A 15,536-nucleotide genomic window follows, 5' to 3' on the forward strand; every position below is an offset into this window, starting at 1 on the left:
AAAACATTTTTCTCTGCGATCTCGGAAAGCTAACCCATCTTATTCACGGTTCTTTTGGGCGTCTGGTGGCGGGTATCGCGTAAGGTTCTGAAAGTGTTTACGGATTGGGTATCGAAGCCATCCAGTCACACGATCACGCCGAGCCACACCCGCCATGTCCGATGATACGGTTCCACCGTTCCTGTTTCCAGCCGTTGGGCGCAAAAAAGTCACGGCGGCGTTTGATGGTGGCCGGATCACGTCTGATGGAGGCGTGATGCTGCTGGCCGCTGTCGAGCGACGGATCAGGATCGCCGATCGTCTGGCCCGGAACATCGCCGACCCGCGCAACCCGCTGTTGGTGACGCACAGCGTTGCCGACATCCTGCGCGCCCGCATGCTGGCCATTGCCTGCGGTTACGAGGATGCCGATGACCTCGATCACCTGCGCACCGATCCCGGGTTCAAGCTCGCGTGCGGCCGTCTGCCCGATACAGGGCGTGATCTGTGCTCGCAGCCCACCGTATCGCGTTGGGAGAACGCCCCGACCCTGCGCGAGGTTATCCGCCTGAGTTACGCGCTGGTCGATGCCTGGTGTGACAGCTATCCCCGACCGCCGGATGCGGTGACGCTGGATATCGACGATACGGTCGATGTCGTACATGGCCACCAGCAGCTTGCGCTCTTCAACGCGCATCACGACGAGCGCTGCTTCATGCCGATCCATGTCTACGATATAGCCACCTCGCGCCCGGTCGCCGTAGTGCTGCGGCCGGGAAAGACACCGTCCGGCCAGGAGGTCCGATGCCACCTTCGGCGTCTGGTACGGCGCATCCGCCGTCATTGGCCTGCCACGCGGCTGACCATCCGTGGGGACGGTCATTACGGGCGACCCGAGGTGATGACGTGGTGCGAGGCCAATGACGTCGATTATATCTTCGGTCTGCCGGGCAACGTCGTACTGCACCGGTTGCTCGAACCTGCCGCCGACGATGTCAGGGTCCGGCGCGCCGAGACCCTGGTCCCGAAACTGCGCCGTTATGCCGAGATCCGCTATGGCGCGAAATCATGGGGATGCCGACGCCGGGTCGCAGCCAGGATCGAAGCCACCACGCTGGGGCTCGATATACGCTGTGTCGTCACCAACCTGCGTGGCGGGAATGCCGAATGGCTTTACGACACCCTCTACTGCGCCCGGGGACAGGCGGAAAACCTGATCAAGCTGCACAAGGGGCAACTGGCCTCAGACCGGACAAGCTGTCGCTCGCCTCTCGCAAATCAGGTCCGCCTCGTGTTGCACACCGCCGCCTACTGGCTGATGCTGACGGTGCGCGAGGCCATCCCCATACCCCAGCCGCTCGCCACGGCCGAATTCACCACGTTACGCATGCGCCTGATCAAGGTCGCCGGCCGGGTCATCGAGACCGCAACCCGGGTTCGCATCGCATTCGCCGCAGCATGCCCCGAAGCCGCACTGTTCGCCGGTATCGCCCGGGGTCTGCAACCCGCCGGACCGTGACAGGCGGGGCTGTCGCCCCGGAACCCGCCCCAGCTCGCCAACTCAAGCGCCGACCAATCCTCACTCTGAAATCAGCTCCCAGGATCGCGTAGACCCCCCACGTCCAAAATCAGGAAACCTCAAAAAGTCATGACCCGTGAATACGATGGGCTAACCGTCAATGAAGTGCCTTGTTACGGGTGGAGCTGGTTATGTAGGTAGCCACGTTGTAATCAGTTTATTGGATGCAGGCCATGATGTCGTTGTTCTCGATAATCTTAGTACTGGTCATTTATCTGCCATTCCTGAAGGAGCACGTTTCTGGAATATTGACCTGGCAGATATTACGGCCACTCGTAACGCTATAGCTTCAGAAAACTGGGATGTAGTCTTGCATTTTGCTGCGCTTTCATCGGTGGGAGATTCCATGCGGACCCCATTCCATTACTTGCGGTATAATGCGATGAACTCTCTTAACGTTATTGAATCTTGCGTGGATTGTAATGTCAGGCGGTTCGTTTTTTCTTCTACAGCGGCTTTATTTGGAGAAGAAATAAAATCAACAAAAGCATCGGAAAGCACCGTTATAAATCCGAGTTCTCCATACGGAGATAGCAAGTTTTTTATTGAAAAGACGTTGAGCTGGGCAGACCGTATTTATGGAATGCGAAGTGCTTGCCTAAGGTATTTTAATGCTGCCGGTGCGGATCCTCAAGGACGTATTGGTGAAGATCATCGGCCGGAAAATCACTTGATTCCTTTAACTATCGACGTAGCGCTCGGAAGGAATAAATTACTTAAAATATTTGGCAGCGATTATGATACGCGCGATGGCACTTGTGTGCGTGATTATGTTCATGTTACGGATTTAGCTGATGCGCATATCCGAGTTATTGATAAGTTGGATGAATCGTCAGTTTCCTATAATTTGGGAAATGGAATTGGCTTTACCAATCTGGATGTTGTCAAAAGTGTCGAGCGCGTCAGCGGTCGCAAAGTCTCCTGGGAGTGGGCAGATCGCCGACGAGGCGATCCTGCTGTTTTGATCGCTGATGCTTCCCGCATGCATCAGGAAACCGGGTGGCTCCCACATTATCGGGATATTGATGCTATCGTGGAGACTGCCTTGGCCTGGCGCGAGAAGCATCCGGATGGCTATTATGACTAGGGCCTGTTAGGGCTTGATCCAGTCTACTGCGGCAGCGATGTGGATGACCGCGAGGAACGACGTTGCTGTTTTTTCGTATCTGGTTGCAACAGCACGCCACTCCTTGAGACGGGCCCAGAGGTTCTCGACCAGGTGCCGACACCGATAGACCCATCTGGGGCAGGCAACTGGCGCATCGCGTCGTTTTGCGGGAATGGCCGGTCGGGCTCCCATGTCCCAGATACGTTCACGGAAGGCGTCCGAGGCATAGCCCTTGTCCGCCACCACCCACAAAGGAATGGCGGGAAGGCTATCGAGCATATCTGGAGCCAGCGGCAGTTCATGGGCCTGGCCGGGCGCCAGGGCAAAACCAACAGCCTTTCCATGCCCGTCTGCTATCACGCAGACTTTCGTGCCATAGCCGCCGCGAGAGCGGCCAAGTGCTTCACGATGGTCCCGCTCTTCGAAAGAGGCCCCTTTTTTTGGGCTCCCGCCGCCTTGTGGTGAGCCCTGATGTTCGTACCATTCAGAAAAGTCATTCCGAACGCCACTCCCTGTTGTTCCTGAACCAGTTCGAGCAGGCGTTCCCATACGCCGAGTTTCGCCCAGCGGATGAAAAGCTGCGCCGCCCGCCACCACGGCCCCAGTTCAGCGGGGATGCTCCGCCATTTCGCGCCATTCTCATGGCGCCAGAAAATTGCTGCTATCGTACGCCGCAGATCATGGGGCGGCGTCTTGCCCCTTGGGCGAACCGCCTCAATCAGAGGTTCCCAGATCGCCCATGTCTCGTCCGTAAAGGTGCCTGTTCTGTCTCCTTCTTCCATCCCTACAATATGGGAAGAAATTCAAGATCTAACAGGCCCTAGAACGAGCAGGGCAGTAGTCATACTAGCGCTCTGTACGAATCTCGTACCGGCGGGAAACATGCGACCAATCATCAGGAAATCCTTTTTTAAGAACGCATCGCATGGTGCATGCGGTCAGGCCATGGAAACGGAAAGTGCTAAAGTAAACAGTTGATCTACTTCATGAAGGGGTTGCTGGGCGGCTATTCGTGCGGCTACTTCCCCAGACCCGAACGGCCTGTATTCCAGTGCGTGGCGAAACATGCAGGACGAAGCCATGGGGTTGGAAGAGGTCGGGGGAAGTAGCCGACGGGAGACGCACGCGATGGCTCAATTCCAGTTCGTCACCATTTTCCCACTCCACTGCGAATGTATGTTGTTGCCATGACAGGGATGCTGTGACCTCTTCGGCTGCGTGGGCAAAATGTAATGTGACGTCCTCCTGTCGCGCGATCTGGCCGCCGGCGGCGATTACCATCATGACGCCCGCGACGACCATGGCGGCATGACCGATATGATGGAACAGACGGTCATGCAGGTATGGCAACAGGTGCTTCATGAGGATTGAGGACAGGATTGCTGCCATCGCTACGGCGAGGCCCGCGACAGCAGCCCGGGCACTCAGCAAGCCAAATGCGGCGTAGAGAATGACCTTGAGCAGATGTAGCATGATTTCGTTGGCGGCGCGTGTTGCGACAATCTCTTCTTTCCGCAGACCAAGCCGGTAATAGAACCCATTGAAAACCAGACCGACCGCCCCGGTAAACCCGGAAATGAAACCGGCGGCAGCGCCCAGTACGTGTAATCGGGCAACATGGACTGGTTTCACAGCGACGTTGGGGGCGGGCTTACGGAAGAGAAGGGGAAGGTTCCCTAGCAGGAACAGGCCCAGAAGCAGCGACAGATAGACTGGATTCACACGACTCAAAGCCCAGACGCCGAGGGCGGCGAATGGTAATGCAGTAGGCGCGAAATGACGGACGATATCCCACCGGATCGCATTTCGGAATGAGACGATGCGTGCTGCTGAACTGGCGGCCGTGCCGATCGACAGGGTGGCGGGTACCTGGTTGCCGGGCAGCACCAGCCCCAACAGGGGCATCAGAATCAGCCCGGCACCACCACCGGACACGGCACTCAGGCCGAATGCAGCGGTTGATGCGACCAGTATCAGGAACCAGAGCAGCATTGGTCGTGTGACTCCAGATTTCGGTCCCTGGACGCCGGGAGCATGGCTGGCGCCTACGTCGCAAGGATACAGGTAGCGTTATTACATCTGACGAAAGCTCAAGGGAATGTCAGCTTACAATGTCCCAATCTTCCGACAGAACTCGTGTCAGCTTTTTCGGCTAGGAAATCTGCTCTTCGGTAAAGTCTGGCGGATTATTGAATCTTTATGGGTAGTTTAATGACGCATCTTAAGCCTGGGTTATTATCGTATAAAATGATTGAGCCAGCATGAAGCCGGACGATGGCTTTCACCATGCTGAGTCCAAGCCCATTACCATCGTGCGTACGACTTGTATCAAGACGGAAAAAGCGGTCGAATACCCGAAGCATAGCCTCGGCTGGAATGCCGGGGCCGTTATCGGCTATCTCTACGTGGATACTGTTATCTGATGACGTTAGGGTAGCGCTAACGGTAGTCTGGCCGGGTGTGTGGCGTATGGCATTCTCAATCAAGTTGGAAAATGCCTGTCGCAGAAGGACGGAATGACCGGTTATTGTGGGGCAGGCGGGAATGATTTCGGTTGCCAGATACTGTCCATGGTCGTCTATGACGGATCGATACGGCTCAAGAACTGATTTCAGCAGTTGGGCGGGATCAAGCAACTCCATCTCGTTCTTCCATGCTCCCGATTCAAGCTGCGCCAGTTTGAGTAGCGAGGAAAATATTTCCAATGCGGCATCCAGATCCTCGATTGCAAACTCGACCTGCTCATGCATGGTATCGGAAGGCGCGTGTGCCAGAATGGCACGTTCAAGATTCTGGCGCATGCGTGCTAGCGGAAGGCGCATGTCGTGCGCGATGTCATTGGAGACCTGTTTCAGGCTGGCAATCAGGGATTCATTCTGGTCGAGCATCGCGTTGAGGCTCTCCGAAAGGTGATCAAGCTCATCGTTCGTGCCTCGCAGGGGGATGCGGCGCGACATGTCACCCTGCATGATGCTGCGTGCCGTCAGGCTTATGGTCTCGATCCATTTCAGGATCAGACTGCTTAGAAAAAGGCCACCGGCAATGCCGATAAAGCCGAACCCTAAGATTTCCCACAGGATTGTTGTCCATAATGCATGCTGCAGGTGCGTCAGGGATGATGCGTCTATACCAATGAAGTAGTAGCCGCCGTCGTCAAGTATATAGCCTATTCCATAAACGATATTCCGGTTCGTTTCCCGGGGAAGGCGATGGGACCACGCCAGCCAGCGTTCGCCAGGCAGCGGTCGTAGATGCAGCATGTTGCCTGCGACAATAACCTGTCCTGGATCCTGAAGCAGATAATGGAAACCGGGTTCATGTTCTACCAGTCCTTGCACTACCGGCAGCAGATGACGGACATCCGCAACGCCAGCATCTGCAAATGTCTCATGACCCTCGTTCTCTACTTCCCGGCGGATCTGCTGGCGCAAGGTCGACTGGCTGTAAAGGCCTGACGTCACGGTCATGAACATGCCGCCCAATATAAAAAGGCTGGCAAACAGCGTGACGATACGAAATGATGTACTGGCGATGACGCGTCGTATCGCCATATTCTGGCGTCGGGATATCCTATACCAGAACATCATTGGATATATCCATTATATAGCTACATCCTTTCATGATATGGATGACCGGTCTAGATTCTTCCGCCCCTGATTTTGAGAGGGCGGATCGTCGCAGGCACGCCCTGAGACCTGAGTTTACCTGAATGGCCTCTCCGCATTAACCCCTAGCCTTGTCCGGGCTGGAAAGAATTTATCGCCTTTTCTATTTTTCGGACACCTATGTGAACGTAGTATCTGTTTCATATTGTATGATAGGAAACGTATATACATTATTATTTATAATAAATATTTTGATTAATATTGTCATTTTGGCTTCGGCTTCCATTTCTGATGGCGTGATCGATACATTAAAAAATGCCAATCATTGCCAGTCCGCCATCATGAATGGTGTCATGTAACAATGATCCTGATAACCTGATTGGGAAATCAGTCCCGCTGGGCGGGACGCAGAATTTGTCGATTGGCCCGCATTCATGATGCCGATAACACGTCCCCGCCTGCTTTTGGTTGAAGATGACCATGCAACCACGAATTACCTGCGACAGGGACTGGAGGAAAGTGGAATTGACGTGGTTTCTGTTGCGAATGGGTCTGATGGATCACAGTATGCTCTGTCGCAACCATGGGATATCATTATTCTGGACCGGATGCTACCTGGCCTGGATGGACTGACAATTCTCATGCGCATGCGCTCCCATGCCATCACGACGCCTGTGCTATTCCTGACGACGATGGATGGTGTGCCAAGCCGTGTCGCCGGTCTGCGGCATGGCGCGGATGATTATATGGTCAAGCCATTTGCGTTACGCGAGCTTGTCGCGCGCGTGCAGGTACTGCTTCGTCGATCATCCACCTTCCAGCATGCAACAATAATGAATGTGGCTGACGTTGAGCTCAACCTGCTGACGCTTGCGGTGACACGGAATGGCGAAAAGGTTCTTCTGCAGCCGCAGGAACTGAAATTACTGGAATATTTCATGAGAAATGCCGGCACAGTGCTTTCCCGACAAATGTTGCTGAAGGATGTCTGGCATATGGACTTCCCGGTTCGTACGAACATCGTCGAAACGCACATTTGCCGCTTGCGGGAAAAACTGGGACAGGATGGTCAACCCTTGATCCATACCGTCAGGGGCAGCGGTTATGTCATGAGAGCGTGAACCCTGGCGGCATAGGATGATCCTCCATGCATGGCCGGTTCAGTCATCTTGGATGATATGAGTAAGCAGGCAGGATGACCATGGCATGTGGGTAGCTGGCCATCAATGATGGCAGCGACAACGAAACGGAGACAACCACGCATACGATCCGGTTCCAGCAGGAAGAGCAGGGTATCCATGGTTGTCTTGCTCTGAATTGAAAATTAATTAAAGCTTATGACCGCTATCCATTTCCAGAATAGCATTATCTCATAGATGGAGGGTTCGAAAAACCCCTTGGCTCTGAATTGGTGGCTGTGATTCCATACCTTGTGTGATGATTGGGGGGATGGCTCATGAAGCAGCCGGGTTTCTTTGATGTTGACGAGCGGCTTGCCCGGTTAAGCGGGCTTGGCGATCAGTTGGAGGCATTTTCCCGGACTGTGGATTTTGAGGCGTTCCGCCCTGATCTGGAGAAGGCTCTGGCCTATTCAGACAGGAGCAAAGGCGGCCGTCCCCCGTTCGATCCGGTGCTGATGTTCAAGATCCTGGTCATCCAGACGCTGAACAATCTCTCCGACGAGCGAACGGAATATCTGATCAACGACCGCCTGTCCTTCATGCGTTTCCTCGGTCTGGGACTGTCGGACCGGGTGCCCGATGCCAAAACGGTCTGGCTGTTTCGCGAGCGTCTGACCGAGGCAGGCGCCATCCAGAAGCTGTTCGAGCGCTTTGACGCCACCCTGCGTAACGCTGGGTATCTGCCGATGTCCGGCCAGATCCTGGATGCCACGCTGGTGGCAGCGCCAAAGCAGCGCAATACCAAAGGGGAGAAAGCGGATCTCCGGGCGGGACGTATTCCAGAAGACTGGCAGGACAAGCCCGCAAAGATGTCGCACAAGGATCGTCATGCACGATGGACACTTAAGTTCACGAAGGCGAAGCGGCAGGACGATGGAACCATACCGTCGAGCGATCTCGCCATCCCGTTCTTTGGCTACAAATCCCACATCTCCATCGACCGGAAGTTTCGGTTCATCCGAAAATGGAAGACGACGGATGCCGCCGCCAGTGATGGTGCGCGATTGAGAGAGGGGCTGTTAGATAAAACCAATACGGCCTCAAGCGTTTGGGCTGATACAGCTTATCGCTCGAAAGCGAATGAGGACTTCATGGACAAAGAGGGTTTTGTCTCAAAGGTTCACAGAAAAAAGCCGCATCTCAAGCCTATGCCCCGACATATCCAGAAATCGAATGCTGGAAAGTCCGTGATCCGATCACGCGTCGAGCACGTCTTTGCCGACCAGAAATCACAGACGGGATTGTTCATCCGAACTGTCGGTATCACCCGGGCCACCATGAGGATCGGGCTGGCCAATATCGTCTACAACATGCGCCGCTTCCTCTTCCTCGAAAGGTTGAACGCGAGCGCGTAGTCATCCAGCGGGAGGGCAGTCCCCGATCTGCTCAAAACGCAGATCAAAAGCTACCCCAAAAACCGTAAATCAAATCGCCAAAACCCTGAAATCACGAGCCAGGCGCATCAACCAACGGTTCTTCGATCCCTCCAGATTTATTTCTGTAGGATTTCATATTATTTTCGTCGCGATATAAATAAAAGACAAGTCGTATACAAAATATTGAAACAACGGCTTTCGATAGAACGATAACAAGAATTATATTCATGACATCCTTCAATTCATTTAATATATGGCAATATTCAATACGTCATGTCTGTACTCCGAATATCCGGCCGATGGCAGCCGTCATGGCCATCGCTACGATGCCCCAGAATATGACCCGCATTGCCGGACGCCATGGTGATGCTCCACCTGCCCGCGCGCCCACTACTCCCAGCACTGCCAGGCCAATCAGGGATACGGCGGATACACTCCACGACACCACGCCGACTGGTGACAGCAGGGCCGCCAGCACGGGCAGTATGGCTCCGGAGGAGAACGCGCCCGCCGATGCCAAAGCTGCCTGTACCGGACGTGCCGCAGTGGCCTCGGAAATACCAAGTTCATCACGGGCATGGGCGCCCAGCGCATCATGTTTCATGAGCTGGAGGGCAACCTTGCGGGCCAGGATATCATCCAGTCCGCGCTGACGGTATATGCCAGCCAGTTCGCTCACTTCGGCGTCCCAGCTACTACCAAGCTCCTTTTTTTCGCGGGCGAGATCAGCCTTCTCTGAATCCGCCTGCGAACTGACGGACACATATTCCCCTGCGGCCATGGACATGGCCCCGGCAACCAGACTGGAAATGCCTGCCAGCAGGATGCTTCCCTGTGTCGCGTGGGCGCTGGCAACGCCAATGATCAGGCTGGATGTTGACAGAATGCCATCATTAGCCCCCAGGACAGCGGCCCGCAGCCAGCCCAGTCGGGATGTTGCGTGGATCTCCTTGGGGCGTGGCGGTGTTCTACTTTCCATATTCATCGGATATATCCCCTGTACCTAGCATTCTCTGAAAAACATCGTCCCTGAGAATAAAGTAATGAAAACACGCGGCCAGTGCATGGCCCGTGGCAAGCACAATGATCAGCCAGCCGTTCCACTGGTGCAGCCAGTGCAGCAGGCTGATGGTCGATGCTGAAAATTTGCCGAAAGGCGGCATGAACTGAATAGACAGGAAGCTCATGGCCTGTCCGTTGCCCCACCGCCACATATATCCGAGGAAGATTTCCAGAAAGACCAGTCCATACAGGCTATATTCCACGCTACGCGCCAGCACGGCATCAAGCCAGCGATCAGCGGCGCGGATATGCCGCCCCCAACCCAGTCGCCACAGCAGGCGGGCGGGAAACAGAACGCTCAGTACCATGCCAGCCGTCAGGTGGGTGACCACCAGTTGATGATGTAGCGGGTTCTGGAACAGCCCCCATAAATTCGCGGTTGCGAACTGCAGCACGATAATGGCCGCGCAACCCCAGTGGAAAATGATCGTCGGTACGTCATAACGCGCGGGGGAAAGGCTGGATCTGTTGTTCATCCGGACGATCATATCGTTCAAACATGACGCGAACCTGAACGGACAGGCGACAAATGCCGCTGCAGGCCGGGATCCATCTACATGGTTATGTTGGTGGCAATGCCAAGGACACTGTTCCTACGTGGAGCGGTCCATATCTCCACAGCAGGCAAAGGGGTTGTTCGATCATGTCACGGCGACCAGTGGGGTCGACAATCTATCGCTGCTATACCTGTGAGGAGCATGCGGTCCGTAACCTGGCAGAAGATGCGCACGCTACGGCGCGGCGCAGCAAACCGGATTACAAATGGCGGACCGATCGCGTCTGCGCATCACGGAATGGCTGGTTTTCCCTGTGCGATCCGGTTTGCCAGATCACTCCATAGGCGCGCTGTTGCGAGATTGATGTCCGCCTTTACTGAAAAAGGGGACTGGGTGCGTGAGAAAGGAGAAAGGGACATCCGTTCGCCGATAACGAAATGTCCCTGCGAAAACAGCATGACGGACAGCGATCCCTGCTGTCCCTGTCCCGTAGGGCGCATAACGGAAATGCGCATATGCGGCGGTGGGGTGGCGATGGCGTGGAAAGCGTGTAGTTCGGCGTCTCCCGACGGGCAGGCGATGCTCCCCAGCACCGCATCACGCAGGACGGAATGGGGATATCCGCCGTACATGCCGTCGACATGCAGGCGGATACCCTGTTCCACTGTCTCGCAAATACCATCTGTTTCTGTATCTGTTTCGGCGTGGGCTACACAGCCAGATATGCTGATCATCATCAGGATCGCCAATCCGTAATGCACTATCAATCTCATAATATGTGTCCGGCCTCCCGCCATCCGACCCTGTCCATGCCAGCATGTCGATGCTTTCTGTTCCTGTAACACGCAAACATGACGTGAACCTGAACAGGGGAAATCAGGTTACGGGGGATCGACTTGTGGCAGAAGACCAGCCACTACGAGGAGTGTAGGGCAGCCGATACTTTTAGGGAACAGTCTGCTATTCAGTATTCCCAGGCAGGGAGACGACCATGTTGTGCAGGTAACCGACGTGCGACGTCTGAACTGCTTCTCATAAAAGCTTCAGCGGAGATAAATTATTTTCCGCTATGTGTTTTCGTCTATGGAAAAAATAAGAACAGCCTTCAGGCGGATTTTTCACGAGAGAGTAAAGTAAAATTACAGGTACGAAATAATATTATAATCCTTTTTTATTCGTATTGAGTATTTAACAAAAATATCATGTTGTGGAAAGAAGGCCGGGTGTATGATACTGGTCTGGATTACGACGTTTTTTTGCGATCATATGAGAATCATTTGCGACCGTGCGAACTGACATCACGCAGGATTCCGGCAGTTTCCATTACCGGATTGTTCCGGCACGTATGTGAGGGAATTTTCGTCTGGAGTGTCGGCAGTTTCATCTCCGTCGCGGGTCATGCCCAGACCGCCATTGCGGATGGGCAGGCCCGTCTGGGCCGCTCCGCTCCTCTCCTGGCCCAGAGCGACCCGGCGACCACGCGTGATTCCTGGCAAACGGGCGCAATCGCGACCAGCCAGAGCCAGGATATGCCGTCTGCCGGTGGGAGCCTGCTGGGGGATATGGGGGGGCTGCGTCCATGGCTGGCCCGTTACGGCATGACGTTGAGCATTCAGGATGTCAACGAGCTATGGGGCAACGCTACGGGCGGGATCGCCAGTACCAACGGCGATGGCAGGGGATCGGGCACGGGCCCTTCCTATATCGGCATTACCATGCCGACCCTGATGGCGGACCTGGAAAAGATGATCGGGCTCAAAGGCGGGACGTTCAACATCAGTGCCCTGCAGATCCGGGGACGGTCCATCACCCAGGACCATCTGGCCGATTTCAATCCCATTAGCGGATTTGAGGCGGATCGCTCCACCCGTCTGTTTGAACTTTGGTACCAGCAGTCCTTTCTCAGGGGCGCGCTGGACATCAAGATCGGCCAGCAGGATCTCGATACGGAATTCCTGATCAGCGATTACGCGTCTCTGTACCTCAATGCCAATTTCGGATGGCCAATGGGACCATCGGTCAATCTTTATGCTGGCGGTCCTTCATGGCCCCTTGCTGCCCCTGCAATCCGGTTGCGCTACCGACCCGGCGAAAAATATACAGTCATGTTCGCAGCGGCAGATGACAATCCGTCGGGCAATCAGGATAGCAGTGTCTTTGGCGTGACCGGAAACCCGGCGGACCCTACCAGTCAGACAACAAGGGATGGTAGTGGTACGCAGTTCAATATGGGAACCGGCGCGCTACTGATCACCGAAATTCAGTATGCCTTCAATCCCCAATCCGGCGACAGCGCACATGCGGTTAGTCATCCGGGCTTATCGGGCGTTTATAAGCTTGGGGGATATTATGATACCGCCCGTTTCCCGGATTATCGGTATAATACGCAGGGCCAGTCGCTTGATGCCTATGGTGGCACGCCGCGGCAGGTCCGGGGAAACTGGCTGGTTTACGGGATAATCGACCAGTTGATCTGGCGTCCGTCGCCTGCTGCATCGCGTGCACTGGGCCTGTTTGTCCGGGCGACGGGGAATAGCGGTGATCGCAATATCATAAGCTTTGCCATTGATGCTGGCCTGAACCTCAAGGCGCCCTTTTCAGGCAGGATGAATGATTCACTTGGTCTGGGCTGGGGTATCGGTCGCGCCACGTCGAGCGTGCGCGCATATGATCGCGCGCGCGGTGCCCTGGTTCAGGGAAACGAAAACCATTTTGAACTGACCTATCAGGCCCAGATCACGCCATGGATGGTCGTGCAGCCTGATTTCCAGTACGTGCTGAATCCTTCCGGCGGTATGGGCGACCCGTCCTGTCCGACGCGCCGCATTGGTAATGAAGCCGTATTCGGGTTGCATACCAATGTAAATTTCTAGCGGTAACTGGAATGGAAAGCCGGGGATAACCAGAGCAGGTCATGTTTTCCCAAAAAGCCCGGAAACAGGATTACAGGGGTCAGAATGTCACGTTACCGTGCAACCCGAAGATGGCTTCGTCATGCACACGCTGTCCCTTGCTATCGAGAACACCGCCACTTGGTGACACGATGCCCTGGATATCAGGCTGAAGCATGAACCACGGTGTGGCCTGGATCTGATAGGTCAGTTCCAGATGATACTCCGTGCCTTGCATAGGCAGGCCAGAGCGCCGGTCTGCCTGGGCAAGATAGGGACTGGCCGCTCCCAGACCTGCTCCAAGTCCCAGCACGTCGTCTGTACGCCCAAACGGTCCCTTCAGGGCGATCCCGCCATCAATGGCATAGACTATCTGGTTGCGATCGGTGTCCCCTGTCCAGTTGCCCCGGACAAAAGCGTCAAGCTCCGTTTTTCGCCCGAAATGCTGCAGCGTCTGATCCACGATGCCATAGATCGCCCAGTTGGTTTTGTGGCTTTTTCTGAAATCAGACTGGTCGGGAAAGCGTCCGGTGTCAAAGTAGCCACCAAGTTTGTATGAGCCCTGTCTTCCGAATATTTGTCTGCGGTAATGGACCTCTCCGAAGAAAAGTGCGCCTGTGTTGAAATTGAACCGTGTGCCACTCGGGTCGCGGTTCTGGTTCCATGGATCCTTCATGTTAATGAAAGGGGCTCCGATAGGGTTGTCATCAGCAGCCGCAAACAAAAAGTTCCATTGTCGGGAAAGGGTATAGCGTAACCGTATTGCTGGCGTGGTGACGGGTGAGACCGGTCCTTGGTCATACAGGTCATTATCGGCCAAGATGGGCCAGGAAAAAGAAGCATTCAGGAAGTTCAGCCCGACACTGCTGACCATGAAATCATGGCCGAGATCCAGCTTTCCGATCCGGAAGGCCAGCCGTTCCCCTATGAATTTCTGGCTGTACCACAGTTCGTACAGACGCGCGTTATCATCGGCTTCGATATTTGATGTCTGGTTGAAAACATACAGGGGAGCATTACTGAACGGCCGCCCCCGAATTTCCATGGCGCTGATGTCGAATGTTCCCAGTGGCAGGCCGGTCAGGGCGTGCAGGTCCGTCACCATTTCCACTGCCGTAGAGCCAATGTAGTTATTTGACGCCTGCGCACTCCCCACGGGGTTGGACCACAATTCATTGGTATCGGATATACGGATATCAATTCCCTGCGCCAGCAACCAGTCCCGTACGCCACCCCAGTTCCCCGATAGATGGGCATGCGGGTCAATATGATCAGGAATATTCTGTTGGGGAGTCACACCTGCGCTCAATACGCTGATGGGAACCGGCTGAGCATATGCAAAAGGGAAGGTCCCCAATAATATAATTATAGGCAACCATGAATCATAATGATTATACCAGACACAATTCATATTTCGAATATAACATTGTATAATAAAAACTTAAAAACAAATTACTTATTGAATAATTCTTTTCATTAATTCAATATACACTTTAATAAGTGTAATGGCCTCGTTATGTCGTAATTTATACGAAATATGCTTTAACAAGCAGTACGTACTAGAGACTTTATTGTACATAACGTACACTCCTTCATCCCCCCTTAACACAGTTTAGACGGGCACAAGTTCTGCTTCGACATGACGTACAACGGGCGGAGTCTGCCAGCGGCCCTGATCCACGTCCGCGATCTCGCGGTCGATCTCGGCAATGACCTGCCGCGAAAACGGGCCGAGATGCAGGTATAGCGCGCTGGTCATCACCACATAGGGCAGCGCTCTAGGGTTATGCAGGGCACAGTCCAGCATCATGCGCCAGAACTGTCCAGCCGTGCCCGGTCCTGCGCGGTGGATACGGAACATAAGCCGGACAAAGCTGCGCAGGTCGCCCTTTATTATCCGGTGCGCGCGCTTGCGCCCGAGCATCCGGCCAAGCCTGCGGACACGGCCGAAATAGGCAACCGGGTCATAGATCGCCGCCAGCACCGTCCTGTAATCGTTCAGCACGTCGCGACGCGGGCGCTTTGTCTCGAAATTCAGCCCGGCCGTACACTGGTCACCCGACTGCGTCTGTTCGCTGCCGGAAAAAAGACGGCCTTCCGCCAGCAGGCGGCGCGTCAGCTGCGTCGTGGGCAGGGCATAAAGCAGGCCGACCATGCAGACCGGGATCGACGTATCCTCGATACATTCGATCATGCGCGGCGCAACGCTGTCCTTTTCACTGTCGAAGCCCACGATGAAGCCCGCATTGACGAAAATC

General features: G+C 54.7%; 13 protein-coding genes. 5 read left to right on the forward strand and 8 right to left on the reverse strand.

Translation table 11 applies throughout. The features are described 5' to 3' along the window. Window positions 1-154: 154 nt before the first annotated feature. A complete protein-coding gene (locus tag AC1RQ9_RS17165) occupies window positions 155-1,498 on the forward strand; it encodes an IS1380 family transposase (RefSeq protein ID WP_217420562.1) in 1,344 nt (447 codons plus the stop codon). 160 nt (window positions 1,499-1,658) lie between these two features. After that, the gene (gene galE / locus AC1RQ9_RS17170) at window positions 1,659-2,645 is read left to right on the forward strand and encodes a UDP-glucose 4-epimerase GalE (protein ID WP_275877824.1); all 987 of its coding nucleotides are present in this window, start codon (window positions 1,659-1,661) and stop codon (window positions 2,643-2,645) included. Between the two features lie 6 nt (window positions 2,646-2,651). Here galE and AC1RQ9_RS17175 read toward each other — a convergent pair. From AC1RQ9_RS17175 to AC1RQ9_RS17185, 3 genes are all read right to left on the reverse strand, one after another. Continuing rightward, window positions 2,652-3,448, reverse strand: a protein-coding gene (locus AC1RQ9_RS17175) for an IS5 family transposase (RefSeq protein ID WP_217420387.1) whose coding sequence is annotated in 2 segments (ribosomal slippage) — window positions 2,652-3,109 and window positions 3,109-3,448 — 798 coding nt in all. Because the reading frame shifts where the segments join, the coding sequence is not laid out codon by codon here. A 202-nt stretch (window positions 3,449-3,650) separates the two neighbouring features. Further along, window positions 3,651-4,658, reverse strand: a complete 1,008-nt coding sequence (locus tag AC1RQ9_RS17180) for a sulfite exporter TauE/SafE family protein (protein ID WP_010517736.1) — start codon at window positions 4,656-4,658, stop codon at window positions 3,651-3,653. Window positions 4,659-4,852: 194 nt separating this feature from the next. Further along, window positions 4,853-6,253, reverse strand: coding sequence for a sensor histidine kinase (locus AC1RQ9_RS17185; protein WP_217420388.1), 1,401 nt, complete (start codon window positions 6,251-6,253; stop codon window positions 4,853-4,855). 452 nt (window positions 6,254-6,705) lie between these two features. Here AC1RQ9_RS17185 and AC1RQ9_RS17190 point away from each other — a divergent pair, with 452 nt between their 5' ends. Continuing rightward, the gene (locus tag AC1RQ9_RS17190) at window positions 6,706-7,392 is read left to right on the forward strand and encodes a response regulator transcription factor (protein WP_010517733.1); all 687 of its coding nucleotides are present in this window, start codon (window positions 6,706-6,708) and stop codon (window positions 7,390-7,392) included. 335 nt (window positions 7,393-7,727) lie between these two features. After that, window positions 7,728-8,807 carry an IS5 family transposase gene (locus tag AC1RQ9_RS17195; RefSeq protein ID WP_010516652.1) on the forward strand — a complete coding sequence of 360 codons (1,080 nt, stop codon included), beginning with the start codon at window positions 7,728-7,730 and terminating at the stop codon, window positions 8,805-8,807. 292 nt (window positions 8,808-9,099) lie between these two features. On the opposite strand, the gene AC1RQ9_RS17200 is transcribed toward AC1RQ9_RS17195, so the two are convergent. The 3 genes from AC1RQ9_RS17200 to AC1RQ9_RS17210 form a co-directional block, all read right to left on the reverse strand. Further along, window positions 9,100-9,807 carry a VIT1/CCC1 transporter family protein gene (locus AC1RQ9_RS17200; RefSeq protein WP_159264459.1) on the reverse strand — a complete coding sequence of 236 codons (708 nt, stop codon included), beginning with the start codon at window positions 9,805-9,807 and terminating at the stop codon, window positions 9,100-9,102. After that, window positions 9,797-10,366 (reverse strand): cytochrome b, encoded by a 570-nt coding sequence (locus AC1RQ9_RS17205; RefSeq protein ID WP_240906629.1) that lies wholly within the window; start codon window positions 10,364-10,366, stop codon window positions 9,797-9,799. The genes AC1RQ9_RS17200 and AC1RQ9_RS17205 overlap by 11 nt, the downstream gene beginning before the upstream one ends. Window positions 10,367-10,677: 311 nt before the next feature. Then, the gene (locus AC1RQ9_RS17210; RefSeq protein WP_129551082.1) at window positions 10,678-11,160 is read right to left on the reverse strand and encodes a hypothetical protein; all 483 of its coding nucleotides are present in this window, start codon (window positions 11,158-11,160) and stop codon (window positions 10,678-10,680) included. Window positions 11,161-11,718: 558 nt separating this feature from the next. Between AC1RQ9_RS17210 and AC1RQ9_RS17215 the strand changes: the two genes are divergently transcribed. Beyond that, on the forward strand, window positions 11,719-13,260 hold the full coding sequence (locus AC1RQ9_RS17215; protein WP_129551870.1) for a carbohydrate porin: 1,542 nt from the start codon (window positions 11,719-11,721) through the stop codon (window positions 13,258-13,260). 79 nt (window positions 13,261-13,339) lie between these two features. Here the strand turns inward: AC1RQ9_RS17215 and AC1RQ9_RS17220 are convergent, their stop codons facing one another. Both AC1RQ9_RS17220 and AC1RQ9_RS17225 read right to left on the reverse strand, forming a co-directional pair. Then, window positions 13,340-14,689, reverse strand: a complete 1,350-nt coding sequence (locus AC1RQ9_RS17220) for a carbohydrate porin (RefSeq protein WP_254511933.1) — start codon at window positions 14,687-14,689, stop codon at window positions 13,340-13,342. A 201-nt stretch (window positions 14,690-14,890) separates the two neighbouring features. Next, window positions 14,891-15,536: DUF4070 domain-containing protein (locus tag AC1RQ9_RS17225; RefSeq protein ID WP_485987933.1), on the reverse strand; the 646-nt coding region annotated here is incomplete at its 5' end.

Source organism: Komagataeibacter ossonobensis (assembly GCF_057359305.1).

What these genes read in the sequence shown, in the direction of transcription:
- AC1RQ9_RS17180 (WP_010517736.1), bottom strand. Translation starts at nt 4,658, where the DNA reads ATGCTGCTCTGGTTCCTGATACTGGTCGCATCAACCGCTGCATTCGGC.
- AC1RQ9_RS17210 (WP_129551082.1), bottom strand. Translation starts at nt 11,160, where the DNA reads ATGAGATTGATAGTGCATTACGGATTGGCGATCCTGATGATGATCAGC.
- galE (WP_275877824.1), top strand. Translation starts at nt 1,659, where the DNA reads ATGAAGTGCCTTGTTACGGGTGGAGCTGGTTATGTAGGTAGCCACGTT.
- AC1RQ9_RS17185 (WP_217420388.1), bottom strand. Translation starts at nt 6,253, where the DNA reads ATGATGTTCTGGTATAGGATATCCCGACGCCAGAATATGGCGATACGA.
- AC1RQ9_RS17200 (WP_159264459.1), bottom strand. Translation starts at nt 9,807, where the DNA reads ATGGAAAGTAGAACACCGCCACGCCCCAAGGAGATCCACGCAACATCC.
- AC1RQ9_RS17195 (WP_010516652.1), top strand. Translation starts at nt 7,728, where the DNA reads ATGAAGCAGCCGGGTTTCTTTGATGTTGACGAGCGGCTTGCCCGGTTA.
- AC1RQ9_RS17190 (WP_010517733.1), top strand. Translation starts at nt 6,706, where the DNA reads ATGATGCCGATAACACGTCCCCGCCTGCTTTTGGTTGAAGATGACCAT.
- AC1RQ9_RS17205 (WP_240906629.1), bottom strand. Translation starts at nt 10,366, where the DNA reads ATGAACAACAGATCCAGCCTTTCCCCCGCGCGTTATGACGTACCGACG.
- AC1RQ9_RS17165 (WP_217420562.1), top strand. Translation starts at nt 155, where the DNA reads ATGTCCGATGATACGGTTCCACCGTTCCTGTTTCCAGCCGTTGGGCGC.
- AC1RQ9_RS17220 (WP_254511933.1), bottom strand. Translation starts at nt 14,689, where the DNA reads ATGAATTGTGTCTGGTATAATCATTATGATTCATGGTTGCCTATAATT.